Raw genomic sequence first — 25,967 nt, 5'->3', positions numbered from 1 at the left:
TTTTAAAAAGCCTTGACCAGACCAAAGCGCAGCAACGTCCCCTTGGACTGCGGGCCCAGAGAACCGGCCTTGGCGCTGACTTCCTGGTACAGCGCTGCCTTGAGGTTCATCTTCTGCGAAGGGATGGCGTAGGAGAACTCGGCACCAATGGCGTGGCGAGCCCCCTTGGCATCGCTGGCTCCCACGCCGCTGTCATTGGTCAGCTGCCACTGGCTGTAACCCACAATGCCGCTTTGCATTACGCCATAGCGCTTGCCCACACCCCACTCCACAGTGAGCTGGTTGCCAAAGCGCAGACCTGCATCGCTTCTCGTATTGCGCTCAAAGCGCGCCAGCGCCGAGCCAGACCAGTTCTTGGCTTCATCAAAGTAATAAGTGCCGCCGCCGGTCAGCATCCAGCTCTTGAAGCCCTTGCCGGGGTCTGCAGGCGTGTTGGCGCGGGCATTGTCCAGCCACACACCGGCAGCGCCCACCGCATCCCAGTTGCTGCCATGCCAGCTCAGCACCACGGGACCCACATAAACGTCGCCCACGCCGGTGTGATTGTCATGAATACCGGCTGCATTGATATGCAGTGAGGTACCGACTACGGGGATGATGGTTTCCACACCGTAGTCCGCACCCAACACCTTGGTGCCCGTCATCCACACCAGGCGATTGGCCAGTGCCGTGACGTTGCCCTTGTTGCTGCCCGGCAGATTGCTGCTGGAGCCAGGGGCACGAAAGCTGTGGATGTCGTAATTGACCAGATAGCCAATGTAGTAAAGCCCTGGGGGCGGAGCGCTGGCCGCTTGCATGCCTTCCACACCGGGCACATAGTGGCCTTCAGCATGGGCAGAGTTGAACAAGGCCAGGCTGGCCAGCGCGAGAGTTGTGAGTTGCTTTTTCATCGTGTTGCGCCCGTCTCCGGGGCTGTTATGTGTTGCGCATGAATGCCCAGGCAATGGGCGCGCAGAGCATAAGTGCCGCAAACCATCGCAGCGCTCAGTTGCACGCCGCTTTTCCATACATCAGCTATACCGGGATTGCCATAGCTTTGCGCCGGGTGGAAATTCGTTTGTACTTACTTCAGCGCTCCGCTGCAGAAGATCGCCACCTGGCCCACAAGCGACGCAGCAACACTCGAAAGCCTGCAGATATTGCAAGCGCAAACCATCGATATTTATGCACGCCTCTTGAGAAGGCTTTGCGGAGCGCGCAAGAAGCCACCGCACAGGGCGCATGGCGCACACGATTTACGATTCGCTTTCACCGGCCCTGAGGCACTCGTCATCGCCCATGTCTGGATAAAGGCGGAGCATGATCTGATGCAGGCTTTGGGCCAGCAGCTCCTTCAGGCTTTGCTGTGCTTCTGTCACCGCATCCACCGTGCTCTCGGCCCTGAGCTGCGCCCAGATACCCGCCCACTGGCCTGCTTTCTCTTCAACGACGGCCTGAGCGGCTTCACTCCAATGCTCTGAGGCCGCAGGACTGGTGTAGCGACCACGCCCACGCCCGAAATGCGAGATCAGCAGGTACTTGAGCAGTACCTGACTGACCAGGGTGCTCAGGTAGTCGCTGGAGAGCTGAAAGCTTTGCTGCTCCTGATCGAACATCTTGTTCGCCCCCCAGGCCGCACCACCAAAGGTCATGGCGCCCACCAGGGCCCCCACCAACGCACCGGTGCCCAGCGTCAAGCCACCGGCCATCAGGTCTGCCCCCAGTCCTGTCGCAGCACCTGCCGTCAACGCCCCCCACAAGCCCGCTGCCGGGGCATCCACAGGCGTGCGAATCTTGAGCTGGCTGCGCAACTGCTCCTGTATCTGGCTGGCCGCCTGACCATCGAGATGGTGTATCTCCAGCAAACGCTGTGTTGCCTGCACATCGCTTCGCTGCAGGGCCTGCATCAGCCGCTGTACAGCCGCCTTGGCCTGCGCACTGAGGCGATCTTCGGCTTCAGCGGACTTGCTGAGCTTGCTGCCCAGTTGACTCAGGCTTTGCCATGCGCGCGCCAGCAGCTTGCCCTGCTCTGCATCCAGCGCCTCGTGCAGCTCGGCCGCCGCCAGAAGCTGATGCGCCATGACGTGCAAACTGTCCCTCTCGCGCTCTTTTTGCTGCAGGGCGCGCTGCTCCAGCAGACGCTGATACGCAGGCTGCTTGGTCGCTGGCAGCAGCGGCGCAATGCTTTGCATCATCTTGCGCTCATGCCACCAGCTGCGGGTAAAGGCATCGAGCACCAGCACCTCGCGCACCACATCCTGAAAGCCTTGCGTGGCCTGCTTCCAGCGCTGCAGATCCTGCCGGGTCTGCTCTGCGGTGGTGTCGCTGCCGATCTGGTTGAGCAGCACAATGACCGGCTTGCGCATCCACGCCAGAATGCTCATCTCCGCGCTCCAGTAACCTGCATCTGCAGGGTCTTCTGCCGCATTGACCAGATAGAGCATGACATCGGCATGATCACGCGCAGCCAGCAGCGCGCGCTGGCTCAGGTAAAACGGCTTGTCGCGCCAGCGGTCCCAGACATTGCTGAGAAACCATCCCAGCGGATTGCCCTGTTGCTTCAGCCTTTCGTATAAACGTACCGAATCGCCAAAGCCCGGTGTGTCCCACAGCCACAGCTCGTCGCCCTGGGCGGTTTTTTGCAGCAGGTAACGCTGCGACTGTGTGGTGACATGGGCCGCGTCTTCAATCTCGCCCACGTCGTCGGCCATCAAGGTACGTGTCAACGTGGTCTTGCCAATATTGGTGTGCGACAGCAGACACCACTGGATGCTGCGGTCGTCGGCGACCAGCGCTGTGTTCTCGCTCATTGCTTATCTCCTGCTGCAGGCACCAGGCTGGCATTGAGGCCTGTGCTGCGCACAAATTCCATCCATAGCTGCTCGCGCTCCTTGACCCGTGACACGGCCCCCTGATTGCGGCTTCTGAAGTCTGCCGCCCACAGCCATATCTCCGTCTGCGGCCCCCAGAGGTTGAACACCTGTGCCAGCAGAGCACCATGTATTTCTGCCTCGGGCGTCGCCGCCAGATTGAGCAGCAGCACCTGCTGCACGCTACCCTGATCGGCATCGGGCAGGGGCAAACCATAGGCCAGCACGGGCAGCCATTGCAGCTGCGCGCCGGCTCCGTAATGGGCGGTCACATAGCCGCGCAATGCGGCCTCTCGCTCTGGCGTGATCTCAAGGCTATAGGGCTGCACCTGCAGCACCGTGGCGCGACCGGCCCAGTCACGCTGCAGTTGCTGAAAATACGGCTGCTGCAGCGGCAGATCCATATGGCGTTTGAGCCACCAGAGCTTGCCCCCCTGATACAGCGCCAGCACCAAGCGCGGCGCAATCACCGCCATCAACAGCAGCAGCGTATAGAGCTGCACCCAGCGTTGGCCGGCCGTGGGAAATTTCATCATCTGGTTCAGACTGGTTTCCAGCTCAGGCGCACCATCGTGCACCCAGCCTTGCAGGGCTTGAATCTGCTCCAGCGTCCACGGCGCCAAGCCCGCCAGCACATGCACGGGTGCAAACAGCATGTTCAGGCAGGTTTGCACCGCTGTGGGCGACAAAAACGTACTCTCCCACCCCACCTGATAAGCCTTGGTCAGCCCTGTCACCCACAGCGATGCCAGCGCCCCCAGGGCCAGCATGGCGGCGCCCAGATGCATCAGCATGGCCCATTGCGCCTGGCGTGGTCTTTGATTGAGCTGCCACCAGTTTCGCTCAAAGTTCAGCGCCATTTTTCGCAACCCGGTGCCACGCGAGCCCGGCCACTTCTTCACATTCAATTTCTGCAGCCATCCACTGGGCTCCGCTGAAGATCGCACCGCTGCTGCCGCCCCCTGTACAGGCTCCAGCGGCGCGATCACGCGCCGGGAGCGCTTGAGCAGGCGGCGCAGTCCCAGCACCAGCAAGACTGCATACACCAGCAAGTTCCACAGCACAATGCCAATCAGCGATGGCGACAGCAAGTCCACACGGTGCGGGTCGGTGATGGCGTGACCGGCAAAGCCCAGTGCAAAGGCAGCCACGACCACAGCCAGCATCACCCAGCGCGAGACGCCCGCGCTTTGCTGCGCCAGCGCTCGCAGGTCGGCAGGCAGTTGTGCAGCGGCGATCACACGCTTGGCGCGCTCTTGCAAAAAGTGCTCGAAAGCGGAGCGTCCGCTGCCTTTGGCCGCCCCTTGAGCATGCAGACACTCCTGCGTAATGGCAGTACAGCGCTCGGCCGAGGGCAGCGCTTCATGCGGCGCTGCTGTTTCCAGAGCATGGGCAAAAACAATATCGCGGGCAGAGCTGGCTTTCATGCCGCTATTGTGTTTCAGCCAGCCGCCGGCTCTGTAAAACATAAAAACAATAGCTGCAAGCCCTTTCTCATCAAGGGCTAGAGGCATATTTCATGAAAAATCTCCTCGAACTTGCCTGCAAGCGCCCTCCGGCTGCGCTGTGATATGAATGCAGCTTTGCAGCCATTCACACCCAGGAGACACACATGAGCACAGGTTCTCAAGCCATGCCGGATGCACAAGGATTCTTTGGCCCCTATGGCGGCCAGCTGGTGCCGCCAGAGCTGAAGAAGTGCATGGACGAAATTGCTGCTGCTTACGAAGAAATCGTGCAGCGCAAGGACTTTCAGGACGAGCTGGCTTCGCTGTTTGCCGACTATGTGGGTCGCCCCAGCCCCATCTTTCACGCCAAGCGCCTGTCGGACCAACTGGGCGGCGCGCAGATTCATCTCAAGCGCGAAGACCTGAACCACACGGGCGCCCACAAGATCAACCACTGCCTTGGCGAAGCATTGCTGGCCAAGTTCATGGGCAAGAAAAAAGTGATTGCCGAAACCGGCGCCGGCCAGCATGGCGTGGCTCTGGCCACGGCCTGCGCGCTGGTGGGCATTCCCTGCGAGATTCATATGGGCCAGGTCGATATCGAGAAGGAGCACCCCAACGTCACCAAGATGCGCATTCTGGGCTGCAATCTGGTGCCCGTCACACGCGGTGCGGCCACGCTCAAGGAGGCTGTGGACAGCGCCTTCGAGGTCTATCTGCAAGACCCTGTGAACACCATCTACGCGATTGGCTCGGTGGTCGGCCCCCATCCCTTCCCCATGATGGTGCGCGACTTCCAGTCCATCGTGGGCCGGGAGGCACGCGAGCAGTTCCAGGCCAAGCATGGCAGGCTGCCCGACCATGTGGCGGCCTGCGTGGGCGGCGGCAGCAATGCCATGGGCATCTTCACTGCCTTCCTGGATGATGCCGACGTGCACCTGGTGGGCGTAGAGCCCGCTGGCGAAGGTGCGGACAAGCCCGGGCGTCATGCAGCCACCATCACCATGGGCAAACCCGGCGAGATTCACGGCATGAAGTGCTATGTGCTGGAAAACGAAGACGGCACGCCCGCAGCAGTGCACAGCATTGCCTCGGGCCTGGACTACCCCGGCGTGGGCCCGCAGCACAGCTACCTCAAGGACATAGGCCGCGTGGACTATCAATCCGTGGGCGACAAGGAGTGCCTGGACGCCTTCATGACGCTGTCGCGCGTGGAAGGCATCATCCCCGCGCTGGAAAGTGCCCATGCCGTGGCCTGGGCCATGCGCGAAGCACCCAAGCTGGGCAAGGACCAGCACATCCTCGTCAACCTCTCCGGGCGCGGCGACAAGGATGCCGATTACGTGGCCAAGAAGCTGGGGCTGTAAACCCGAAGCGACACAAAAAAGCAGGCTCAAGGCCTGCTTTTTTGTGCGCTGCGTTTGTACGCTCAGCCGACCTGAAAGGTACGACCGTTGTTCTGAATTTCCCAGCTGCCGCTCTTTCGGAAAGAGCGTGCAGAAGCGTAGGTGTCCTCCATGAACTGAAAGAAGGTAATCAGGCCATTCTTGACCGTGGCCTTGATGGCCAGGGGCGAGGTGAAGTGGTGGCCAACCTCCACCGAGGTATAGGTGAACTGGCCGAACGCCGCCACCGTCTCGCCTTCGCTGATCATGTCGGTGATCTGAAAGTCATTCACCTCCCAGTAGGTTCCCACGTTAGAGAAGGTGTCGATATAGATCTGGCGGCCCTGACGGCGGCCCGTCCATGGCTCGATCTGCGCCAGCTCGGGGTTATCGAAGTTCAGTGAAATATAGATGGCATCTTCAGCCACCAGCGCCTCTGCGGCCTGCTTGACGGTGGCCTTGCCGCTGTTGACCAAAAAGGCCTGCAGCACCTCCTTGGGTTGCTTGCTTTGCTGTGCCTTGGCGATTAGATCCAGGTTTTCACTCATGTCTTGGTTTCCTGCTGTCAATACCGTTGCGAAATTGCCCGACCAATCTAGCCAGCCGAGCCCAAAGATCAAGTGCGCCTGTCGGGAAGCATCGTCGGAGAAGTTCCCGTAAAGGCCGCTCCCACCCACTTGCACCCTCTCAGTCGCCTCTTCATTATTGACACGAAATCGACCTCAAACGCTTTACAGGAAAACGCAAAAAGCTATAGAAAACAAAGGTTTGCAATGTAAGGCGTTACTCTGCTCTCTATCGCTCTCTAAGCTGCTGCGCCAAAGAGGGAGAGATTATGCAAATCACATACACAACACTCAAAGACCGCCACAGGGTCATTCGCAATGGCATGCCAGAAGCGCTCAGTCTGCGTATTCACCGTTCGCTCAGCTGGCTGCAGCGCGCCTCCCAGTGCGATGACCAGGATGGACGTTTTGTCTTTCTGTGGATTGCCTTCAATGCCGCTTACGCCCAAGAAATTCCACGCAGCGTGCACCTGTCACAGCCAGAAGCTTTCACCACTTTTTGCACCAGCTGCACGCGCTAGATAGCGACAAGCAGCTGGATACCCTGTTTGGGTACATCTTCAGCGGCCCATCCGCATGCTGCTGGACAACCCCTATGTGTTTGAAGCCTTCTGGAGCTTCCAGCGTGGCGATATGGACGAAGCCACTTGGCAACAACGCTTTGCCGCCGGTAAACGCAAAGCCGCCCAATTGCTGGCCGCTGGCAAAACTCCAGACCTGCTGGCCCTGGTCTTGCACCGCATCTACACCTTGCGCAACCAAATCATGCACGGCGGCGCAACGTGGAACAGCCAGATCAACCGCGCGCAAGTCAAAGACTGCGCCAGCAGCATGAACAAGCTGGTGCCTGTGGTGATTGATTTGATGATGTCCAACCCCGACACGATTTGGGGTGAGGCTTGTTAGCTGGTAGTGAACTATAAAAGGCCGCGTCAGCGGCCTTTTATGTTGTGCTCCATTAGCCCAAATTTGGCGCCAGAAAACGGCGCAGTTCTTCCACATCCATGCCACGGCGCTCGGCCATGTCCACCAATTGGTCTTCACCAATCTGGCCCACGTTGAAGTACACGGCTTCGGGGTTGCCGATGTAGAAACCGCTGACGCTGGATGCCGGGTTCATAGCCAGGCTCTCGGTCAGCGTCATGCCGATTTCATCGGCTTGCAGCGCCTTGAACAGGTCGATCTTGGCCGTGTGATCGGGGCAAGCAGGATAGCCGGGTGCGGGGCGGATGCCTTGGTATTTTTCCTTGATGAGTTCCTCGTTGCTGAGGTTTTCATCGGCGGCGTAGCCCCACAAATCGGTGCGCACGCGCTGGTGCAGGCATTCGGCAAAGGCTTCGGCCAGTCGGTCGGCCAAAGCCTTGAACATGATGCCGCTGTAGTCGTCCAGCGCGGCTTCAAATTCCTTGTCTTTCTTTTCGGCGCCAATGCCTGCAGTGACGGCAAACAGACCGGCGTAGTCGTTGATGCCTGATTCCTTGTCCGCCACAAAATCGCTCAGGCAGCGGCTGGGGCGCATCACGCCTTCCACGGCCTGTTTTTCGGTTTGCTGGCGCATGCCGTACCAGGTCATCAGCACTTGGCTGCGTGATTCGTCGGTGTAGAAGACGATGTCGTCGCCCACGCGGTTGGCGGGGAAGAGGCCCATCACGCCATTGGCTTGCAGCCAGCGGCCATCGATGATTTTTTGCAGCATGGCCTTGGCATCGGCCAGCACATTGCGCGCCTGCTCACCGACCACTTCATCGTCAAGGATCGCGGGGTAAGGGCCGGCCAGATCCCAAGTCTGGAAGAACGGGCCCCAGTCGATAAACTGGGCAATCTCAGCCAGGTCAAAATTCTTGAAAACGCGGCGACCCAGCGTGCGCGGTATCACGGGGGCATGGTTCACCACGGCGGCATTGGCGCGGGCTTGGCTGAGTGTCCACAGCGGCGTCTTCTTCTTGTTGGCGTGCTGGGTGCGCACCTTGTCGTAATCGGCGCTGACCTCGGCCAGATAGTTGTCCTTGCCTTCGCCTAGCAGGCTTTGTGCCACGCTGACCGAGCGCGAAGCATCGGGCACATAGACCACGGGACCTTCGTACTTGGGCGCAATCTTCACAGCCGTGTGCACGCGCGAGCAAGTTGCGCCGCCGATCAGCAGCGGAATCTTCTTGATGCGGAAATAGTCATCCTTGTGCATCTCGCCCGCCACGTACTGCATCTCTTCCAGGCTGGGCGTAATAAGGCCAGACAGGCCAATGATGTCCGCGCCCTCTGCCTTGGCGCGCGCCAGAATCTCGTGGCAGGGCACCATCACGCCCATGTTGATGACTTCAAAGTTGTTGCACTGCAAGACCACGGTGACGATGTTCTTGCCAATGTCGTGCACGTCGCCCTTCACCGTGGCAATGACGATCTTTCCCTTGCTGGTCACGTCCATGCCAGCGGCTTCTTGCTGGCGCTTTTCCTCTTCGATGTAGGGCACGAGGTGGGCCACGGCCTGCTTCATCACGCGGGCGGATTTGACCACCTGCGGTAGGAACATCTTGCCGGCGCCAAACAGGTCACCCACCACGTTCATGCCGTCCATCAGCGGGCCTTCGATCACGTGCAGCGGGCGGCCACCGCCTTGCACCACGATCTGCTGGTAAGCCTCTTCCGTGTCTACGGTGATGAAGTCGGTGATGCCATGCACCAACGCGTGGGTCAGGCGCTCGTTCACGGTCTTGGGGTTGTCGGGAGTACCGCGCCACTCCAGCTTTTTGCTGTCGTCCTTGGCGTTGCCCTTGGCCTGGTCGGCAATCTCCAGCAAGCGCTCGGCCGCATCAGGGCGGCGGTTGAGCACCACGTCTTCCACGCGCTCGCGCAGGTTCGGCTCCAGGTCGTCGTACACGCCGATCATGCCGGCGTTGACGATGCCCATGTCCATGCCCGCCGCAATCGCGTGGTACAGGAACACGGTGTGAATCGCCTCACGCACGGGGTCGTTGCCACGGAAGGAAAACGACACGTTGGAGACGCCGCCGCTGACCTTGGCACCGGGCAGGTTTTGCTTGATCCAGCGAGTGGCTTCAATAAAGTCGACGCCGTAGTTGTTGTGCTCTTCAATGCCGGTGGCGACCGCGAACACGTTGGGGTCGAAGATGATGTCTTCGGGCGGGAAGCCAACTTCATCGACCAGGATTCGATAGGCGCGCTCGCAAATCTCGGTCTTGCGCGCAAAGGTGTCGGCCTGACCCTTCTCGTCAAAAGCCATCACCACGGCAGCCGCGCCATAGCGCTTGACCAGTTTGGCATGGGCCTTGAACTCTTCCACGCCTTCCTTCATCGAGATGGAATTGACGATGCCCTTGCCCTGCAAGCAGCGCAGGCCGGCTTCGATCACTTCCCACTTGGAGCTGTCCACCATCACCGGCACTTTGGCAATGTCGGGCTCGGAGGCGATCAGGTTCAGAAAGCGCACCATGGCGGCCTTGCTGTCCAGCATGGCTTCGTCCATGTTCACGTCAATGACCTGCGCGCCGTTTTCCACCTGCTGGCGGGCCACAGCCAAGGCTTCTTCGTACTGCTCATTCAGGATCAAGCGTGCAAACGCTTTGGAGCCGGTGACGTTGGTGCGCTCACCCACGTTGACGAAGAGCGTGTCATCGCCAATGAACACGGGCTCCAGGCCCGACAGGCGCATGGGAGGAATGACAGAGGAAGGGGTAGCAGCAGACATCAGCTCACCTGTGTGAAAACCAGAATCAAAGGAAACAGGTGAGCGCCGTTGTAGATGGTGAGCAGATAGCACAAGGTATCTGCCAGCCCGAGCCTGACGGGTCATGCATCGCTGTGATGACCGGCTGCAGCGCTCCTCGGGGTGAAGCCCTGCATTTTAGAGCCTGTTCATATAGCGCACCTGCATCACTGCCGTTCATCGCCCTGTATGAAGCGTTACAGGTCCGCATCAAGGCCATCCATATATTCCCTGCTTTGCTGCAGAGCGCGCTGCCCATAAAAAATGCTTCTTTGACGCGCTTTGCTATACCAGAAGTGCTCACTGCGCTCTCAAAAAACAGCAGCTGAGCTCAAGGTAATTTCGCTAACAGCGAATGTAGCCATCTTATTTCAAGCATATTTGCAATATGGTGCCGCTTGCAGTGGCATCGCTCTTGATTTACCAGCTGGCCCCAGACCGGGATACCCGGACCTGCTGTCGCCACAACTGGACGAGTACCTACAGCCCCTATTTTTGAGTCTTTGGCACCATCGTCATCGTACTCAGCGACGCACTGCCGCAAGTCCTGCTACACCGGCAGTTCTTGCGGTCACGGCGGGCAATTCACCGGAGAAATCTATGAACGTGACCTTTGGCGCGTACTACACACTCATCATGGCCGTGCTTGTGCTGCTGATCGGCAAGCTCATGACGCGGCACATCCGCTTTCTGCGCGACTTCAACATCCCCGAGCCCGTCTCCGGCGGCCTGCTGGTCGCAGCCATCATCTTTGCCCTGCATCAGACCCTTGGCCTGAGCCTGACGTTTGAAGGCAGCCTCCAGTCCGCGTTCATGCTGGTGTTTTTCTCGTCGATCGGCTTGAGCGCCAACTTTGCCAAGCTGCGCGAGGGCGGCTCAGGCCTGTTCATCTTCCTGGGTGTCATTGCGGCCTTCATCATGGTTCAGAACACTGTGGGCGTGGGCCTGGCCACGATTCTGGGCCTGGATCCGCTGATCGGCCTGGTCGCTGGCTCCATCACCCTGGTCGGCGGCCACGGCACTGCCGGCGCCTGGGGCTCGGTGCTAGAAAACCAGTACGGCCTGACAGGCGCCACCACGCTGGGCATCGCCTGCGCGACCTTTGGCCTGGTGATTGGCGGTCTGCTGGGTGGGCCACTGGCCAAGCGCCTGATTACCAAGCACCAGCTGGCACAACCACGCACAGAGTCCGAACAGCTGCACTCAGAGGCCCCTGCCGTCAGCGAAGGCAGCGACGTTGCCAACTTCGAATCTCCCAGCAAGGCCCCTCGCCTGATCACGGCCGATGCCGCCGTGGAAACGCTGGCACTGTTTGCTGCCTGCCTGGCCTTTGCGGAATTCATGACCGGCCTGACAAAGGGCACGGCGATTCAGCTGCCAACCTTTGTCTGGGCTCTGGGCGGTGGCGTGATCATCCGCAACGTGCTGGACTATGTCTTTGGCTTCAAGGTCTTCGACCGTGCCATCGACGTCTTTGGCAATGCTGCCTTGTCCATCTATCTGGCCATTGCCCTGCTGTCGCTCAAGCTGTGGGAGCTGACCGATCTGGCTGGCCCGCTGATAGTCATCCTGGCGGCTCAGACCATCGTCATGGCTTTGTATGCAGCCTTCATCACCTTCCGCATCATGGGCAAGAACTATGACGCTGCCGTGCTGGCTGCTGGCCACTGCGGCTTTGGCATGGGTGCCACACCCACAGCCGTCGCCAATATGCAGGCCATTACCAACCAGTACGGCCCTTCGCACAAGGCCTTCCTGATCGTGCCGCTGGTGGGCGCCTTCTTCATCGACATCATCAACGCCTTCCTGCTGCAGGCCATGATCAGCCTCATCCGCTGATAACTGCGTCCGCACACAAAAAAGCGTGTTCCCTTCCAGGGGAACACGCTTTTTTTATGGCTGCACCGTCTTCAGGCTCGCTGCCAGACGGCTTTCAAAGTCCACTGCATAGGTAGTGCAGCAGACGTTTGTTCGTTCAGACCGCTTCAGACGCAGACAGAGCCTGGGCGGAAGCCGGCAAGCCAAAGATGCGGTCAAACGCCCAGTTGAAGGCAAAGGTATAGACCATGAAGAACACCAGCAGGCCAGCCTCCATGACCGCAGCTTCCCACAGCGAAATATTGAACCACCATGCCATCAGAGGAATCAGCATGGCGGCAATACCGCCCTCAAAGCCGATGGCATGCACCACCCGGCGCAGTATGGAGCGGCCCTTGACGGTCTGGCGCGCTTCCCATTTTTCAAACAGGTAGTTGAAGCTCAGATTCCAGCAAATGGCGATCACAGAGGCTGCGACTGCCATCACCCCAGAGTCACTGGCTTTTTGGCCAATCGCCATAAAGATCAGGCTGGAGACGATGATGGCAATCGCCTCATACAGGCCCACATAAATGACCCGGCGCTTGGTACCTTGCAGACCTGTAGCCTTGGCAGGAGCAGCAGCGTTGCGGTGATGGAGAGAGTTGGCAGAGGAAGAAGCGGATGCCATCGCTGAAGCTTGTTGAGACATGGTTGGCAGTGTATGTTCTGAAAATTGAAGATAAAAGTCAGTTCCTTTCAATTTTTCTGATAAATCAGCCATGTCGTTCACCGCAGATCAGGTCCCGTTGTTTCTGGCCGTCCTCGATGCCGGCTCCTTTTCCGCAGCTGCACGCAAGCTGGGCAAAGTGCCTTCTGCCGTGAGCATGGCCATTGCCCAGCTGGAGGCCGAGCTGGATTTGCAGCTGTTTGACCGCAGCAGCCGTGAACCAGCGCCCACCGCCATTGCCCGTGCGCTGGAACCCCAGGCGCGGCTGCTGGCCGAGCAGCTTCAGCTGCTGAACTGGCAGGCACAGGCCCTGCATGAAGGGCTGGAAGAGCGACTGACGCTGGTCATCGCCCCCGAGCTGCTGGCCACGCACTGGAGCGAGCCCCTGACCCGGCTGGTGCAGGAGTTTCCAGCCTTGCCCATCGAAGTGCTGGCGGCTCCGCAGGCGGATGCTCTGGAGTTGCTGCACTCCGGCCGCGCCCACCTGGCGCTGGCGTTCGAGCGCCCCGCCATGGACGGCCGCGAAGGCTTTCAGGAGATGGGCCGCGAAACGCTGGTCGCCGTGATGTCGCCGCAGTTCGCCCCCTGGCAACAGGTTCTGACGGAGCATTCGTCCAGTGACACGACGCCACCCCGGCTCACGGTGGAGCAGCTCGCCGCCACACGCCAGGTGTTGGTCGCCAGCCGCGACCCGCAGCAGACCGACCCGCGCTTTGTCTTTGCGCGTCAGCTCTGGCGCACGGACAGCCACCAGGCTGCGCTGTCGCTGATCAGCGCCGGGCTGGCCTGGGGCTGGCTGCCCAAGGGGCTGGTAGAGCCCCATATCAGCGCCGGGGCCTTGATGGAGATTCCCGTGCTCAACCTCAGCAATGGCACGACCTTGTTTGTGGACTGGGTCTGGTCCAAGGAGCGCCCACAGGGGCTGGCCAGCAGACGTTTTGTGCAATTGCTGCGCGAGAGTTCCGCCGATAAAAACTGACGCAACCGGCCGGCACCTGGGGTTCAAAATGCATCGGCAGCCCAGTACCAGCACAAGAGCAGCCTGCTGCCTCACAGCCTCACCAATCGCCTCACTGCACAGGAGTTTTTGTATGCCCCGTCAGAGCGCCAAAGCAGCCACCTCCCAGCCAGCCACCTCCCCATCGCCAAAGTCCGGCAAGAATTTGCCATTTCCCACCAGCGATTCGGTCAAAGCCTTGCAGCCCTCCGCTCCCATCAAGCGAGCCCCCAAAAAGGCGGTGCTTCCAGCCGAAGAGACTCCGCCCGCAGCAACCTGTGTCTATCCCTTTGAGCTTCAGGACGAGGCCTTGCGCCAGCTCTGGCTGCAGTGGCAGCCCGGCCAGCCCCGGGACAGCCGCATACCTCACGCCTCACCGGTGACGCCCGTCGATTTGCTGCAATACGACCCGGCAGCCAAGCCTTTTTCCTCCAGCAAAGGCAAGCAGCACGACAAGGCAAGCGTGCATCAGCTGGCTGTAGCGCTGGACGGTCTGCAAAACGTCTTCTATGCCGATCGTCGCTTCAAGCTGCTGGTCATCCTGCAGGGCATGGATGCCGCCGGCAAAGACGGAACCCTGCGCGCCGTGTTCAGCCAGACCTCGCCGCTGGGCGTACGCACCGTAGGCTGGAAGGCCCCGACGGAAACCGAAAAGGCCCACGACTACCTCTGGCGCATTCATCAGCAAATGCCAGGGGCTGGCGAAGTGGTGGTTTTCAACCGCAGTCAGTACGAGGATGTACTGGTGCCCGTGGTCAATGGCTGGCTGACGTCCGAGCAGCAGGCCCAGCGCTACGCGCAGATCAATGACTTTGAGCGCATGCTCAGCGAAACCGGGACGGTCATCGTCAAGTTCATGCTGCACATCAGCAAGGACGAGCAACGCAAGCGGCTGCAAGAACGTCTGGATGACCCCTGCAAGCATTGGAAGTTTGACGAGGGCGACCTCAAGGTACGCGCTCAGTGGGACGAATATCAGCAGGCCTATGGCCAGTTGCTGGCTGCCACCCACACGCCCTGGGCGCCGTGGACCATCGTGCCCGCCGACTCCAAGACGCATCGCAACCTAATGATTGCCACCTTGCTGTGCGAGATGCTGGGCAAGCTGGAGTTGAAATATCCGCCCGGCTCCCCGGCGCTGGACAAAATTACGGTGAAGTAAAACCGCTTTAGCTCTTATAAAAACAAGAGCGGCTAGCGCAATGCCTGTCTTGATTTGAATATTTAACAGTATTCAAATCATTATTCAGCAAGCGCTAGTTGCTCCTTTTTTTTTGAAGGCAGCCAAGCCTCAGAACTGCCAGCCCAGCCCGCCCAGCCCTTCGAATTCCATCTCAAAGCGATCACCGGTCTGCAACGGCATGCAGCCACACCAGGTGCCCGTGGTCACCACAGTGCCAGCGGGCACACTGCCGTATTCACGCGCCACATGCTGCAACCAGTCCACCAGCAACCAGGCCGGGTCGCCCAGGCTGTGCGTGCCGGTAAAGCGCTGAGCCTCGCCGCCATTCACCGTCACCGTGCACAGCTGCTGGCTCCAGTCACGGCCAAGGATTTGAGATGCGGGCAGCCACTCGCCCAGCGCCAGTCCACCATGGCATTGACCATCGGCCAGCAAAGCCAGGGCCGGAGCCTTGAGGCCGTCGCGCCAGCGCACATCCACCCATTCCACGGCCACGCAGGCCGCATCGACCAGCGCCAGCGCACTGTCGTAATCGAGAGCTGCGGCCTGCTCGGCGCTCACATCCTGGCCTATGCGCAGGGCAATTTCGGCCTCGGCACAGCGCAGCTTGAACACCGTCTCGGGCGCTGGCACCAGCGTCAATCCTTGGCGGATGCCGTCTTCTGGCAGTGGCACGTGCAGCAACTCACCATCGCGGCTGGGGCCGCCGGACTTCCAGTAGCGCGGTGCGCGGTCGGCAGGCCACCAGTTCCAGGTGCGCGCCAGCGCACTCTGCACGGCGCGGGCATCGGCAGCCTCGCCCATCAGCGCGGCCACATCAGCCCCCAGCGCCTGCACTGCCCCCAGCTTGCGCGACCACCACAGCGCATCAGCTGCTGCGTAACTGTCTTCGGGCAGATCGGGCCACAGCGTCTTCCAGTCGGGCAACACCTCTTCCTGCGTCTGCAGTTCTGGAGCGAGACCTACTGGAGGAGTGTTGGCAAACGGGGCTGGCCCGCACCAGCCGCTCTTGCAATCATTGTTTTCAGACATGGTGGTGATGATGGCAAATTTCTGATTTCCGTGGGGCAGATACAGCACTTCAGCAGATTTTCTTCGTTATGCAAGAAATGCATTGCCCCGTTGCGCAAGAAGCTTTGGACAGCCCGACCGAGCACGCCCACACTGAGCATCCCGGAGTGCAAGCCCTCTCAGAGGCCTTGCTTCATCACAGTCAACAAGGCCTACACCATGCAAGCCAAAGACTCTCGAACCGCTGCTGCCACGCATGCTTTACCGTCCTACCTGGACCCCAGCCATGTCGGCCCCTGGGGCATTTATCTCCAACAGGTAGATCGCGTCACGCCCTATCTGGGCTCTCTCGCCCGCTGGGTGGAAACGCTCAAGCGCCCCAAGCGCATTCTGGTCGTCGACGTCCCCATCGAGATGGACGATGGCCGCATCGCCCACTTCGAAGGCTACCGCGTGCAGCACAATCTGAGCCGCGGCCCCGGCAAGGGCGGTGTGCGCTTTCATCAGGATGTGACGCTGTCCGAGGTGATGGCTCTGTCCGCCTGGATGAGCATCAAGAACGCCGCTGTGAACGTGCCCTATGGCGGAGCCAAGGGCGGCATCCGCGTCGATCCCAAGAAGCTGTCGACCGCCGAGCTGGAGCGGCTGACGCGCCGCTACACCAGCGAAATCGGCCTGCTCATCGGCCCCACCAAGGACATCCCTGCACCTGACGTCAACACCAATGGCCAGGTCATGGCCTGGATGATGGACACCTATTCCATGAACACCGGTGCCACGGCCACCGGCGTGGTCACGGGCAAGCCCATTGACCTGGGCGGATCGCTAGGCCGTGTGGAAGCCACGGGCCGTGGGGTATTCACCGTGGGCGTGGAAGCCGCCAAGCTGACCGGTCTGAACCTGCAAGGCGCACGCGTGGCCGTACAAGGCTTTGGCAATGTGGGCGGCACGGCCGGCAAGCTGTTTGCCGAAGCCGGCGCCAAGGTCGTTGCCGTGCAAGACCACACCGGCACCATCTTCAACAACAACGGCTTTGACGTACCTGCGCTGCTGGAGCATGTGGGCAACACCGGTGGCGTGGGCGGCTTTGCCGACTCCGAAGCCATGGATAACGCCGACTTCTGGGCCGTGAACTGCGACATCCTGATCCCTGCTGCACTGGAAGGCCAGATCACCAAGGACAACGCGGGCCAGATCAAGGCCAAGCTGGTGATCGAAGGTGCCAACGGCCCCACCACTCCCGAGGCCGATGACATCCTGACCGACAAGGGCGTGCTGGTCCTGCCCGACGTGATTGCCAACGCCGGCGGCGTGACCGTGAGCTACTTCGAGTGGGTGCAGGACTTCTCCAGCTTCTTCTGGACCGAAGACGAGATCAACGCCCGCCTGGTGCGCATCATGCAAGAAGCCTTTGCCGGCGTCTGGGCTGTGGCGCAAGAGCACAAGGTGTCGCTGCGCACTGCCACCTTCATCGTGGCCTGCAAGCGCATCTTGCATGCGCGTGAGATGCGCGGGCTGTATCCGTAAGCTCCCCCTGAAGCTCTTTATGAACTCCCCCTGAGGCGCTATCGCGCCTTCCCCCTCTCTCTTCGGGAGGGGACGATGCCCTCGCCGCGAGGCGGCTCTTGCTCGGCATCTCATTGCTAGTTCGCGCCAGTTTTTGTACGAACAAAACGAAAAAAGCCTTCTGAATTTCAGAAGGCTTTTTATTGGTTGCGCGAGAAGGATTTGAACCTACGACCTTTGGGTTATGAGCCCAACGAGCTACCAGACTGCTCCATCGCGCGGTAATTTTTTCTCTACACAGAGTGTGTGTCGATGAGGTGAATTGTAGCGCATATTGGTTCGTCATGCGGACCAGTTATGTAAATGCGCGTCTTTTGTGGTTATTCGCTCTGAGATTTGTCGCCCAGCTACTGAGACACACGGCATTTGCGCTAGGACTCCGTCGGTATAGTTGCCGCCCATGGCCAAAGACAAAACCACCTTTACCTGCAATGCCTGTGGCGGCACCAGCCCGCGCTGGCTAGGCAAATGCCCGGGCTGCGGCGCCTGGAACACCTTGGTCGAGACCGTGTCCGACTCCGCTTCGGGTGGCAAAAACCGCTTGAGCCAGCCCCAGGGCTATGCCGGTCTGGCCAATGCGCAGCCAGTGACCCCGCTGTCGGCTATTGAGGCACAGGATGTGGCACGCACTCCCAGCGGCATCGAAGAGCTCGACCGTGTGCTGGGCGGTGGCGTGGTGGAAGGCGGGGTGGTTTTGATTGGCGGAGATCCAGGAATAGGCAAGTCCACACTTCTTTTGCAGGCCATGGATGCATTGCACCGTATTGGCCTGCCTACACTGTATGTGACGGGCGAGGAAAGCGGTGCGCAGGTGGCGCTGCGTTCGCGCCGACTGGGGCTGGACAACAGTCAGGTCAATGTGCTGGCCGAGATTCAGCTCGAAAAAATCCTGGCCACCGTAGAGGCCACCCAGCCCGCCGTGGTGGTGATCGACTCGATCCAGACCGTTTATTCGGACCAGCTGTCCTCCGCGCCCGGCTCCGTCGCCCAGGTGAGGGAGTGCGCCGCACACCTGACGCGGGCGGCCAAGACCACGGGCATCACCATCATTCTGGTAGGCCATGTGACCAAGGACGGCGCGTTGGCCGGCCCCCGCGTGCTGGAGCACATGGTGGACACGGTGCTGTACTTCGAGGGCGACACGCACAGCAACTTCCGCCTGGTGCGCGCCATCAAGAACCGTTTTGGCGCCGTCAACGAAATTGGCGTCTTCGCCATGACGGAAAAAGGTCTCAAGGGTGTGACCAACCCCAGCGCCATCTTTCTGAGCCAGCACAGCGAACCCGTGCCTGGCAGCTGCGTGCTGGTGACGCTGGAGGGCACGCGGCCCATGCTGGTGGAGATTCAGGCCCTGGTGGACCAGGGCGGCCCCGCAGCACGGCGTTTGTCCGTGGGCCTAGACAAGGACCGTCTGGCCATGCTGCTGGCTGTGCTCAACCGACACGCAGGTGTCGCTTGTGCGGATCAGGATGTGTTCGTCAATGCCGTGGGCGGTGTGCGCATCAACGAGCCTGCTGCTGACTTAGCCGTGATGTTGGCGATTACTTCAAGCCTGCGAGGCAAGGCTCTGCCCAAGGGTTTTATCGCCTTTGGTGAGGTGGGTCTGGCTGGTGAGGTGCGCCCTGCCCCACGCGGTCAGGAGCGCTTGAAGGAAGCTTCAAAGTTAGGATTCACCATCGCCATTGTTCCCAAGGCCAACGCGCCCAAGAAAGCCATTCCCGGCCTGACCATCCATGCAGTAGAACGCGTGGATGACGCCATGAATATCGTGCGAGGCATTGGATAAGTGTCACTCATGTCCCCTCTCTAGCATTTACTTTGCTCCGCACAGGTTCAAAGACTCATCCATCCCTCCGTCCTTGGAAGAGATACCAGCACACCCCAGTACCGAGTGAAAAAAGTTGGCATGAGATAACCGTGTGTACTTGTCCAGATTTTGCAGGTTTTGCTGCATTTTCTGGCCCACCTCTGTCTCCAGAAGCTCAGGAGACATCCACACCATCAAAGGAATATTCAACTGCTCTGATGGTGCAGATTCAACAGGCGCGCCATGGTAATAAATTCCATTCTTCCCTAGGGACTCGCCATGATCGGACGTATACAACATGACAGCTTTTTTACCCTTCAAAGCTGAAATACTCTGGAAGATAAAATTGTCAGTGGTAACTATGCTGTTGTCATAAGCATTACTCAGCTCTTCAAGGCCACATGCTTTGACATCTGGATTACTGCAAGCAGGCTTGAACAGCTGATCTTCTGGCATGCTTCTATCAGAATATGTCTGATGCGAGCCCAGTGTATGCAAGATTACGAGCTTTTTGTTTTTTTCTGCGACTGACTCCTTTAAATAGGGAAGCAAGGCCATATCTCTTGCGCCCACAGTCGAATTTTGAAGAACTGCATACTTTGATACTAAGTTGTCATAGCCCAGATAGCTATATATTTCATTGAGTCCCTGAAGGCTATAAATATCTACTCCAAAATTCAAAGAACGGAAAACATCGGTAAATGCTGACTCTTTGAAGTTTTCCAGTCGCTGGCTAGGCTCAACTCTCGAAAAAATACATTTGATAGAGCTAATAGTGATAGTGTCGCAGGATGTCACATTGCGAAAGCTCGTCAGTCCATCCACCGTAGACAGCATCGGACTTGTAGGCTTCTCATAGCCGTTGATGCCGAAACGATCTCCTCGTGCAGTTTCACCAACAATCACAAGTACGAGCAAGTCATCTAGTCCTGAAGCAAGACTGTATTCATATTTCTCACTGAGTTGTGGAAGGCCTGCAAACGAGCGCTGAAAAACACGATATTTCTTGCGCGCAACATGTGAGGAATACAGCACATCCACCGGTGAGAAAAAAGCAATCGACTGGGCCAGTTTCGGGTCACGAATATGGCCTTTTTTTTCCAGTTTAAATTCACCAAAATGAAATATCAAAGCAATCAATGCCAATGCTGCAGCAGAGCCCACTGCCGCAAATAGCGTTTGCTTAATAAAGGTTGATTTTTTTATTTCAAGAGAGAAAATAATGAAAATCGGAATAATCCCAGTCACTAGAACCCATAAAACAAGATTCCAGGAAACCATCTCCAAGCTCAATGAAGCATCATTAATCCAAGTACTTAGAACAATATCATCTGTAATTACAGTATTGTAATTAAATTTAAAAAATAATGATAATGAGCAAATTAGGACAAGAAAGGATAGAAAAGTCTTAAATAAGTATCTGTGAAATAGAGATGAAAGTAACACAAAAAAAAGCAGCAGCAAGGCAGGCCACAGCCCGAAAAAGAGAGAGTCAAACTTATTTTCAGTAGTTAAAAAATTAAAGACATAAAGATAAAAAACAACTATAAAACTCAGAAGCTGCTTTGATAAGGCAATTTTTTTTAAAATCATATTGATAAACAAAAAAACAATAATTTCCAACAACTGCTCCAAGTCTTGCTTGGGTAGCCATGTGGCTGCGCTAGTCTAGCCGGCGGGAAATCCCCCATCACGGCCGGCAGACTTCTCGAGCCCACGAATACGCACTGTCCGCAACGCACGAGCCAAGTAGAAGCAGCACAATAAGCCTATGAATTTGCGCAATATTCTGGTTCCCCTAGGTCTGATCGTGCTGGTGGTCGCGGCCTATAACTCTGCTGGCTGGCCTGGCGTTGCCGCCGTCGTGGGAGGCATCATCATGTGGATACTCCTGCACTTCACGCGCCTGATGTCCATCATGAAAAAGGCCTCCCAGCGCCCTATTGGCTATGTTGGCAGCGCCGTGATGCTCAACGCAAAGCTCAAGCCCAAGGTACCGCTGGTGCATGTGGTCGCCATGACCCGATCGCTGGGCCAGCGACTGTCCGAAGAAGGCTTGGACCCCGAAATCTACCGCTGGACCGACGGCACACAGTCCCATGTGACCTGCGAATTTGTCGGCGGCCGCCTGATAAAGTGGGAACTGCAACGCCCTCAGCAACCTGAAGAGGCTGTGCTGGCTGCCCCCGAAACAACAGCCCAGAAAACGCCCGACACCACCCCCTAAAATGGCAGCTGCAGGAGACAAGCGCTGCCGCAGACACCGCAGCAGTGCCCGCCAAATACACAACCCATAGAGGATGGTTTTATGAGCCCTGTTGTTCCTTCGATGTCCGACCGCGACGGCAAGATCTGGATGGATGGTCAGTTGGTGGACTGGCGTGACGCCAAGATCCATGTGCTGACCCATACGCTGCACTACGGCTGTGGCGCCTTTGAAGGCGTGCGTGCCTATGAGACCGCACAGGGCACGGCCATCTTCCGGCTTGAAGAACACACCAAGCGCCTGTTCAACAGTGCCAAGATTCTGCGCATGCAGATCCCCTTCACTCAGGATCAGGTCAATCAGGCACAGGTTGAGGTTGTCAAGACCAACGCTCTCAAGTCCTGCTACCTGCGCCCGCTGACCTGGATTGGTGACCGCAAGCTGGGCGTGAGCCCCAAGGGCAACACCATCCACCTGATGGTCGCGGCCTGGGCCTGGGGCGCCTATCTGGGCGAAGAAGCCATGCAGCGCGGCATCCGCACCAAGATCTCCAGCTACACCCGCCATCATGTGAACATCACCATGAGCCAAGCCAAGGCGGTGAGCAACTACACCAACTCCATCCTGGCCAATACCGAAGCGCTGGATGACGGCTACGACGAGGCCATCCTGCTGGACGCATCGGGCTTTGTCTCCGAAGGCTCTGGCGAGAACATCTTTGTCATCAAGGACGGCGTGGTCTACACCCCCGACCTCTCGGCAGGTGCCCTCAACGGCATCACCCGCAACACCGTGCTGCACATCTGCAAGGACCTGGGCCTTGAAGTGGTACAAAAGCGTATCACCCGTGATGAGCTGTATATCTCTGACGAGCTGTTCTTCACCGGCACGGCTGCCGAAGTGACCCCCATTCGTGAAGTGGACCGCGTGCAGATCGGCGAAGGCCGCCGCGGCCCCATCACCGAGAAAATCCAGACCGCCTACTTTGACATCGTCAACGGTCGTAACCCCAAATACGCACACTGGCTCACCAAAGTGTGAAAATCCACAGTCCTCGGCGCAATCACCTGAGGACTGCGATCATCGAAAATCAAGAGAAAGACACAAGAAATGACCACGAACGCCGTCGTCGAACTGGCCGCCAAAGACCTGAACGCCCAAGGTGGCGTGTTCTGCCCCAGCCCCAAGGCCGACATGAAACTGTGGAACAGCCACCCCAAGGTCTATCTGGATTTGGCCAAGACTGGCGAAGCCAAGTGCCCCTATTGCGGCACCACCTACCGTCTGAAGGCGGGTGAGGTGTTTGCTGGTGGGCATTGAGAGTAATCTCTTAATCCGAAGGGCACCTGATAGGTGCCATTTTTATTTCAACGACTACTATCGTCGGCTCTCCAGTCCCTCACATCTGCTGCAGACTTTCAAGCGCTTCTCGTCTTTACTGTTATTTTATTCACCATGAGTACTGCCTTTTATTTAATCAACTTGGACGATAGCACCGATCGCCTGCGAAGTGCATCTGAACAACTCACTCGAGAAGGCGTGAATTTCATTCGGGTATCTGCCTTTGATGGCAGAGGTAAATCCATGGCCGATTTTAAAGACTACGATGAAAATGCAGCGGAGTCATATATGGGACGTGGTTTGCGTGGAGGTGAAATGGGCTGTTACTACAGTCACTTGCAATGCATTCGAGAATTTTTAGAAAGTTCATATGAACACGCTGTCGTCATTGAAGACGACGTTTTAATTCCTGAAAAATCCATCAAAAAACTAGAGAAAATAATTTCTTGGCTTCAAGAAAATAAAATCACATGGGATATCATTAATTTTGGGGCGCAAAAAAATAAAATTTACTCAAAGTTAGCTGACATTGATAACCATCAAATAATCAAGGCACACTATTTTCCAATGACAACAACAGGTATCGTCTGGACAAGAGATGGCGCCCAGAATTTCCTTGATTATTCTAAATCCATTTATGCTCCAGTTGATAATACATTGAGAGAATGGCAATGCTATAAAAATAGCGGTATTTCTATTGTTCCACCGTTGGTATCAACTACTGGTGCAGAAAGTGATATTGATAGCGGAGCCATAAAAGCACGAAGCAAACAAGGACGCCTTTTCTCATATGGATTTAGAAAGCAATGGAGACTCTGGCGTCAAAAAATGATAGCTTTTTATCATAAGATTTTTAATAAATAAAATGTCGGCATTTAAAAGATTTTTTGATATTATCGCTTTAACAGCAATATCTTTTGGATATTTTTTATTTCCTTGGAAAATTAATCAGGGAACGGCAGTTGTCGGTTCCGGTTTAATTTTATGGTTAGCTTGCAACTTAAGAGATCAAAATACAAAAAAAACCCTCAAAGACCCATTAATAATCTTAATATCTGTATTTTTGTTAATTTGTATCCTACAGTCCATAAAAATTCCTGAAGCTTGGTCAGCCAGCGCAGCTGACTCCATATCCAGATATTACAAATACTTATTTTCGATCATTGCGATTGCAGCGATGAGTGATCAGCGCATACGAAATATCAGCGTCAAGGCTTTTTTTTCATCTATATTATTAATTGTAATATCGATGCATTTGAATATTTTTTGGAATCTTCCTTGGTCAAATACAACCATAAAAGGATGGGGTAACGATCAGACCGTAGTCGGAGACTACATTACGCAAAATCTCTTCGTCTGCCTTTTTATTATTCTTTCTCTTGATTTCTTCAGAAATTCCAAATTCAAATATCAAAAAATATTTTTTTTAATTACTTTTATAGCAGGGGTTCATGCCATTCTTTTTCTTTCAATCGGAAGAACAGGATACCTACTAATTACTATCGCACTGGGCGTTTATAGTTTATGGGCTATCCAATCAAGATGGAAATGGCTCACCCTATTTACTTTGATTGGCACAGTAGCCATCGCGATTCATAGTTCACAGCATGCCTCAGACAGAGTAAAGCTAGCACTTAGTGAGGCCAATACTGCAATTGCTTCTATAAAAAACAATCAAGTACCCGATCTAACCAGTATTGGTGCACGCATCTATATGTGGGATCAAACATGGCAGATCATTACTCAAAAGCCCTTAAAAGGCTGGGGAGTAGGAAGCTACCCACATCAATGGTGCAAAAATGTTCCTAATTTTTGGTGCAATGAAACAGCAAAATACCATCCGCACAATCAGTATTTAATGTTTTGGGTAGAACTAGGAATAGCAGGATTATTAATTTTTCTAGTAATGATATTTTATTTAATTAATAAAGGCATCAAAGACAATAAAAATGGTGGAGTACTACTATCACTAACAGTAATTTTATTGGTTGATAGTTTTATTAACTCTCCTTTTTACGTCAGAAGAGAGTATCAATTTTTCTTATTATGCATACCTTTGGCTTACTCACTACTCAAAAATTCTCAAGATAATAATTATAAAAAATGATGCCACCAATTTTTTATAGAGTGCTTTTTATGAATCTTCTCTTTGAGATCAACGCTTTCAGAATTAATGAACGATTTTAAATCGTAATCTATGCCATCCTCAATAATCAACACATTATTAGGATGGTAGAATATATCCTGCCTTGCAGACTTTCTATTCGTAATCAGCTTACAACCAAGAAAAGCGGCCTCCATACTGCGCATTGTAGGGCCTGATTGGTTTTCCTGTACAATTTCAAGAAGGCATTTTGATTTTTCGGCTATATTTATATTCTCCACGTAGGAAATATTTGAATAACTTAAATACTCCTTTTCCTCTTCAGAGTATTTAGCTCTTTTGCTTGGAGTTATATGAAATTTACAATGCAGACCTTGATTAACAGCACTTTTCTTAATAAAAATTAATTTTTCCAGCCGACCTTTGTCTGAGCCAGCAAAATAAATATCGTTATTTTTCTCAATGCAATTATTTTCAATTTCAACAAAAGGCTGGGCCATTAATCCTAGCTCATATTGATTTGCATCTTCTGGATCAAATGTAAAAACATGGTCAAAAAGTTTTTTGAGAATTTTTAAATTTCTTTGAACCTTAGATATTTTCCCATCATGGGTTTGCAAGGGATTCCAAAGAAATATACTTCTTTTTTTCGCAGCTGGTATAGCTTTACATATAACCTGGATATCTCTTATGTAATCTACATCAAAAAACAATACGCTGTCATTTTTCGATATTTTTTGCAATGCAGACTTTGTCTCATCTTGGAGACTTAATCCTCCATTGATAAGCATGAACCTAGACTCAAAATATCTTATTATTTTCTTCAAAAAACTTTTTCTTTTTTTTGAGAATTGAACAATCTCAACTTCCTTCTCTTTTTTTAAAGGTTCAAGGATAAATCCTGCCAAAGTATTGTTTATATCTGTTATTATGTACAGCATAATAAAATTCCAATAGAAATCATAGACAAATATTTAAGTCGCATCTCTATTACTTAAATAAGGTACAAATCAAGAGCAGTACAAGAGTACACAAAACGAAGCGGAGATGCCTCAGAGACTGCGCTAGCAGACTTATAAATACTCATGACTTGAGATCTCGTAAAGGCAAACCAGTCGCGATCGCTCCCAATGCGCCCTGCCCCAACGCAAAGACTCCATACAAGAGGCCAACCCAACCGCTAAAACAGCAGATACCCCGAACGGGGTCAGCGCCGCCACGGCCGCCGCTTCGCGGGTGCCCATCAGCACCAGCAT

The 25,967-nt window shown here is 55.7% G+C and carries 23 protein-coding genes, 1 tRNA gene and 1 riboswitch; of the genes, 13 read left to right on the top strand and 11 right to left on the bottom strand.

The features are described 5' to 3' along the window. Positions 1–2: 2 nt before the first annotated feature. The 3 genes from AC2I9W_RS08765 to AC2I9W_RS08755 form a co-directional block, all read right to left on the bottom strand. Entirely contained in the window at positions 3–890 is an 888-nt protein-coding gene (locus tag AC2I9W_RS08765; RefSeq protein WP_486409614.1) for a SphA family protein, read from the bottom strand. Between the two features lie 345 nt (positions 891–1,235). After that, complete coding sequence (locus AC2I9W_RS08760; protein ID WP_486409613.1) at positions 1,236–2,789, bottom strand: DUF3482 domain-containing protein; 1,554 nt, start codon at positions 2,787–2,789, stop codon at positions 1,236–1,238. Further along, positions 2,786–4,276, bottom strand: coding sequence for a DUF2868 domain-containing protein (locus AC2I9W_RS08755; protein WP_486409612.1), 1,491 nt, complete (start codon positions 4,274–4,276; stop codon positions 2,786–2,788). The genes AC2I9W_RS08760 and AC2I9W_RS08755 overlap by 4 nt, the downstream gene beginning before the upstream one ends. 185 nt (positions 4,277–4,461) lie before the next feature. Between AC2I9W_RS08755 and trpB the strand changes: the two genes are divergently transcribed. Beyond that, positions 4,462–5,664 carry a tryptophan synthase subunit beta gene (gene trpB, locus AC2I9W_RS08750; RefSeq protein ID WP_486409611.1) on the top strand — a complete coding sequence of 401 codons (1,203 nt, stop codon included), beginning with the start codon at positions 4,462–4,464 and terminating at the stop codon, positions 5,662–5,664. Positions 5,665–5,726: 62 nt separating this feature from the next. Here the strand turns inward: trpB and AC2I9W_RS08745 are convergent, their stop codons facing one another. Beyond that, on the bottom strand, positions 5,727–6,230 hold the full coding sequence (locus AC2I9W_RS08745) for a nuclear transport factor 2 family protein (RefSeq protein ID WP_486409610.1): 504 nt from the start codon (positions 6,228–6,230) through the stop codon (positions 5,727–5,729). A 287-nt stretch (positions 6,231–6,517) separates the two neighbouring features. Here AC2I9W_RS08745 and AC2I9W_RS08740 point away from each other — a divergent pair, with 287 nt between their 5' ends. After that, positions 6,518–6,769, top strand: a complete 252-nt coding sequence (locus AC2I9W_RS08740) for a hypothetical protein (protein ID WP_486409609.1) — start codon at positions 6,518–6,520, stop codon at positions 6,767–6,769. 55 nt (positions 6,770–6,824) lie between these two features. Next, complete coding sequence (locus tag AC2I9W_RS08735) at positions 6,825–7,154, top strand: hypothetical protein (RefSeq protein WP_486409608.1); 330 nt, start codon at positions 6,825–6,827, stop codon at positions 7,152–7,154. A 52-nt stretch (positions 7,155–7,206) separates the two neighbouring features. Here AC2I9W_RS08735 and metH read toward each other — a convergent pair whose 3' ends face one another. Beyond that, positions 7,207–9,951, bottom strand: coding sequence for a methionine synthase (metH, locus tag AC2I9W_RS08730; RefSeq protein ID WP_486409607.1), 2,745 nt, complete (start codon positions 9,949–9,951; stop codon positions 7,207–7,209). 33 nt (positions 9,952–9,984) lie between these two features. Next, positions 9,985–10,095: riboswitch (S-adenosyl-L-homocysteine riboswitch) on the bottom strand. Between the two features lie 474 nt (positions 10,096–10,569). Here metH and gltS point away from each other — a divergent pair. Further along, positions 10,570–11,808 carry a sodium/glutamate symporter gene (gltS, locus tag AC2I9W_RS08725; protein ID WP_486409606.1) on the top strand — a complete coding sequence of 413 codons (1,239 nt, stop codon included), beginning with the start codon at positions 10,570–10,572 and terminating at the stop codon, positions 11,806–11,808. A gap of 136 nt (positions 11,809–11,944) precedes the next feature. Here the strand turns inward: gltS and AC2I9W_RS08720 are convergent, their stop codons facing one another. Then, positions 11,945–12,457: a PACE efflux transporter gene (locus AC2I9W_RS08720; protein ID WP_486409842.1), complete on the bottom strand. Its 513-nt coding sequence runs from the start codon at positions 12,455–12,457 to the stop codon at positions 11,945–11,947. Positions 12,458–12,548: 91 nt separating this feature from the next. Between AC2I9W_RS08720 and AC2I9W_RS08715 the strand changes: the two genes are divergently transcribed. Beyond that, entirely contained in the window at positions 12,549–13,475 is a 927-nt protein-coding gene (locus AC2I9W_RS08715) for a LysR family transcriptional regulator (protein ID WP_486409605.1), read from the top strand. Between the two features lie 112 nt (positions 13,476–13,587). Continuing rightward, positions 13,588–14,655, top strand: coding sequence for a PPK2 family polyphosphate kinase (locus AC2I9W_RS08710; RefSeq protein ID WP_486409604.1), 1,068 nt, complete (start codon positions 13,588–13,590; stop codon positions 14,653–14,655). Between the two features lie 129 nt (positions 14,656–14,784). On the opposite strand, the gene AC2I9W_RS08705 is transcribed toward AC2I9W_RS08710, so the two are convergent. After that, entirely contained in the window at positions 14,785–15,708 is a 924-nt protein-coding gene (locus AC2I9W_RS08705; RefSeq protein WP_486409603.1) for a fumarylacetoacetate hydrolase family protein, read from the bottom strand. Between the two features lie 198 nt (positions 15,709–15,906). Between AC2I9W_RS08705 and AC2I9W_RS08700 the strand changes: the two genes are divergently transcribed. Further along, the gene (locus AC2I9W_RS08700; RefSeq protein ID WP_486409602.1) at positions 15,907–17,214 is read left to right on the top strand and encodes a Glu/Leu/Phe/Val family dehydrogenase; all 1,308 of its coding nucleotides are present in this window, start codon (positions 15,907–15,909) and stop codon (positions 17,212–17,214) included. 183 nt (positions 17,215–17,397) lie between these two features. Here the strand turns inward: AC2I9W_RS08700 and AC2I9W_RS08695 are convergent. Further along, positions 17,398–17,474, bottom strand: a tRNA-Met gene (locus tag AC2I9W_RS08695). Positions 17,475–17,653: 179 nt separating this feature from the next. Here AC2I9W_RS08695 and radA point away from each other — a divergent pair. Next, complete coding sequence (radA, locus tag AC2I9W_RS08690) at positions 17,654–19,039, top strand: DNA repair protein RadA (protein WP_486409601.1); 1,386 nt, start codon at positions 17,654–17,656, stop codon at positions 19,037–19,039. A 27-nt stretch (positions 19,040–19,066) separates the two neighbouring features. Here the strand turns inward: radA and AC2I9W_RS08685 are convergent, their stop codons facing one another. Next, on the bottom strand, positions 19,067–20,683 hold the full coding sequence (locus tag AC2I9W_RS08685) for a phosphoethanolamine transferase (RefSeq protein WP_486409600.1): 1,617 nt from the start codon (positions 20,681–20,683) through the stop codon (positions 19,067–19,069). Between the two features lie 148 nt (positions 20,684–20,831). On the opposite strand from AC2I9W_RS08685, the gene AC2I9W_RS08680 reads away from it, so the two are divergent. The 5 genes from AC2I9W_RS08680 to AC2I9W_RS08660 all read left to right on the top strand — a co-directional run bounded on the left by AC2I9W_RS08680 (position 20,832) and on the right by AC2I9W_RS08660 (position 24,714). Then, entirely contained in the window at positions 20,832–21,287 is a 456-nt protein-coding gene (locus tag AC2I9W_RS08680; RefSeq protein ID WP_486409599.1) for a glycerate kinase, read from the top strand. 81 nt (positions 21,288–21,368) lie between these two features. Next, complete coding sequence (locus AC2I9W_RS08675; protein WP_486409598.1) at positions 21,369–22,307, top strand: branched-chain amino acid transaminase; 939 nt, start codon at positions 21,369–21,371, stop codon at positions 22,305–22,307. A 69-nt stretch (positions 22,308–22,376) separates the two neighbouring features. Continuing rightward, on the top strand, positions 22,377–22,586 hold the full coding sequence (locus tag AC2I9W_RS08670; protein ID WP_486409597.1) for a zinc-finger domain-containing protein: 210 nt from the start codon (positions 22,377–22,379) through the stop codon (positions 22,584–22,586). Between the two features lie 135 nt (positions 22,587–22,721). Beyond that, complete coding sequence (locus AC2I9W_RS08665; protein ID WP_486409596.1) at positions 22,722–23,471, top strand: glycosyltransferase family 25 protein; 750 nt, start codon at positions 22,722–22,724, stop codon at positions 23,469–23,471. Between the two features lies 1 nt (position 23,472). Further along, a complete protein-coding gene (locus AC2I9W_RS08660) occupies positions 23,473–24,714 on the top strand; it encodes an O-antigen ligase family protein (RefSeq protein WP_486409595.1) in 1,242 nt (413 codons plus the stop codon). Here AC2I9W_RS08660 and AC2I9W_RS08655 read toward each other — a convergent pair. After that, the gene (locus tag AC2I9W_RS08655; RefSeq protein WP_486409594.1) at positions 24,702–25,619 is read right to left on the bottom strand and encodes a WaaS/CpsH family glycosyltransferase; all 918 of its coding nucleotides are present in this window, start codon (positions 25,617–25,619) and stop codon (positions 24,702–24,704) included. The genes AC2I9W_RS08660 and AC2I9W_RS08655 overlap by 13 nt on opposite strands. Positions 25,620–25,784: 165 nt before the next feature. Beyond that, the coding region (locus AC2I9W_RS08650; protein WP_486409593.1) for a hypothetical protein at positions 25,785–25,967 on the bottom strand (183 nt) is incomplete at its 5' end.

The sequence above is a fragment of the Comamonas sp. FUJ_7 genome (assembly GCF_057369555.1).
This window is presented reverse-complemented; position numbering and strand designations above follow the sequence as displayed.